Here is a 1,703-nt window from a genome sequence, read left to right on the forward strand (position 1 = left end):
CCGAGGTGACCACCGCGGTGGCGCGGGGCGACCTCAACCGCAAGATCACGGTCGACGTGAAGGGCGAGATCCTGGAGCTCAAGAACACCATCAACACCATGGTCGACCAGCTCAACGCGTTCGCCGGCGAGGTGACACGGGTGGCGCGCGAGGTCGGCACCGAAGGCAAGCTCGGCGGCCAGGCGCAGGTGCCCGGCGTGGCCGGCACTTGGAAAGACCTCACCGACTCGGTCAACGCGATGGCGACCAACCTCACCTCGCAAGTGCGCAACATTGCCGACGTGACCACCGCCGTGGCCAACGGCGACCTGTCCTCGAAGATCACCGTCGAGGTGAAGGGCGAAATCCTGGCCCTGAAGAACACCATCAACACGATGGTCGACCAGCTCAACGCCTTTGCCGGCGAGGTCAGCCGCGTGGCGCGCGAGGTCGGCACCGAAGGCAAGCTGGGTGGCCAGGCGGCGGTGGAAGGCGTGGCCGGGACCTGGAAGGACCTGACCGACAACGTCAACTTCATGGCCAACAACCTGACCGGCCAGGTGCGCAACATCGCCGAGGTGACCATCGCTGTGGCCAACGGCGACTTGTCCAAGAAGATCACGGTGGACGTGAAGGGCGAGATTCTGGAGCTGAAGGAAACCATCAACACGATGGTCGAGCAGCTGCGCTCTTTTGCCGCAGAAGTCAGCCGCGTGGCGCGCGAGGTCGGCACCGACGGCAAGCTCGGCGGCCAGGCGCAGGTGCCGGGCGTGGCGGGCACCTGGAAGGACTTGACCGACAACGTCAACTCGATGGCCTCCAACCTGACCGGCCAGGTGCGCAACATTGCCGACGTGGCTACGGCCATCGCCAAGGGCGACCTCAGCCGCAAGATCACGGTCGACGTCAAGGGTGAGATTCTGCAGCTCAAGGAGACCATGAACACCATGGTCGACCAGCTCTCGGCGTTCGCCTCCGAGGTGACGCGGGTGGCGCGCGAGGTCGGCACCGAAGGCAAGCTCGGCGGCCAGGCCAAGGTCAGCGGCGTGGCCGGCACGTGGAAAGATCTGACCGACAACGTCAACTTCATGGCCTCCAACCTGACCGAACAGGTGCGCGGCATCGTCAAGGTGGTTACCGCCGTGGCCGACGGCAACCTGACCCAGCGCCTCACCGTGCAGGCCAAGGGCGAGGTTGCGGCACTGGCTGACACGATTAACAACATGACCGCCACGTTGGCGACTTTCGCCGACCAGGTGACCAACGTCGCCCGCGAAGTCGGTGTCGAAGGGCGGCTGGGTGGCCAGGCCAATGTGCCCGGAGCGGCAGGCACCTGGAAGGATTTGACCGGCAACGTCAACCTGCTCGCCGCCAACCTTACCACCCAGGTGCGCGCCATCGCTGAGGTCGCCACCGCGGTGACCAAGGGCGATCTGACGCGGTCGATTCAGGTGGAGACACGCGGTGAAGTGGCCGAACTCAAAGACAACATCAATACGATGATCTCCAACCTGCGCGAGACCACCGAGAGTAATCGCGAGCAGGATTGGCTCAAGACCAACGCCGCGCGTTTCACCAGCATGCTGCAAGGCCAGCGCGCACTGAAAACGGTGGGCCAGATGCTGCTCACCGAACTGGCGCCGCTGGTTCAGGCCTACCAGGGAACCATCTACCATCTCGCCACTACCGAAGGCGGCGCAGAGCTCAGGCTGCTGTCGAGCTAC

At 64.7% G+C, this 1,703-nt stretch carries 1 protein-coding gene; it reads left to right on the forward strand.

Features of this window, described 5'->3' with window-relative positions; genetic code table 11:
* Positions 1-1,703: HAMP domain-containing protein (locus tag AC097P_RS23630; protein ID WP_479612875.1), on the forward strand; the 1,703-nt coding region annotated here is incomplete at both ends.

It is taken from the genome of Rhodoferax sp. ZS1R8 (genome assembly GCF_056521325.1).